The organism is Candidatus Marimicrobium litorale (assembly GCF_026262645.1).
Taxonomy (GTDB): domain Bacteria; phylum Pseudomonadota; class Gammaproteobacteria; order Pseudomonadales; family Halieaceae; genus Marimicrobium; species Marimicrobium litorale.
In genome coordinates, this window is sequence record NZ_SHNO01000007.1 from 1 (window position 1) to 855 (window position 855).

Genomic DNA, 855 nt, shown 5'->3' on the forward strand with positions numbered 1-855 from the left:
CGGGAAATTCCAGCCCAATGTGGGGGCCGATGACATATTTCTGGTCAGTCCAGGCTCGATTGTGTAGCGCCAGCCCGTGACCTCGAGTTAACTTGTCAGTATCGTCGAGCGAGCTTACTCTGGCTTCTTTCGTCATCAAAAAACCCGCACTAGGCGGGCTTGAGAAGCCTCAGGCTTTACGCAGATTCCTGAAACCCACCAGCGACAGCAGTCCTGCCATGATGCCCAGTAGCCACAGTGGGCTAGTTGGGACAGGCGTTGCGCTAGACGGCAGCGTGCCGGAAGGCGGAGGCACGAAGGTGTCTGGGGCCCCGACAACGAATGGTTCACTCGTTGCAGATGCGGGACTCGTTCCTATAATGTTCGTCGCTGTTACAAAACACTCATACGTGTCGCCATTGTACATCGAGGGGACTGTAATAGGTGACGTGGGGCCAACTACGTTTACCCGAACCCGCCCCGAACCCACCACACGGAGGCAGGAGGCTGTGTAGCGGGAAGCTGGCGAGCCATTGTCAATCCCCGGGGTAAAGGCGACGGTAAGCTGACCGGCGCCTGGCGTTATCGAGTCTATGGTCGGGGCGTCCGGTGGCGAGCAAACTATCGACGTCGCTGTGATCGTGGTCGAGCCATTGCTAAAGTCCTGCGGCCAACCCGCTGTCCCTTCACAGTAGGTGATCGTCGTCAGGTTGGGATTGACATCGAACATGTTGAGTTGAAAGTCACCAAAGTTGCCTCCAAAGTGCGCGCTGGTGAGGGCGTTGTTGTTAAAAACATTTTGCCCAATGCTCTTAACGCTGTCTGGAATAACTACGCTGGTGAGGGCGTTGTTTTGGAAAGCAAAGGACCCAATGG

At 56.0% G+C, this 855-nt stretch carries 1 protein-coding gene; it reads right to left on the reverse strand.

All coding sequences use genetic code 11. The features are described 5' to 3' along the window. Positions 1-169: 169 nt before the first annotated feature. Positions 170-855 (reverse strand): leucine-rich repeat protein (locus tag EYC82_RS18080; RefSeq protein ID WP_279251035.1); only part of this gene is annotated, 686 nt, incomplete at its 5' end.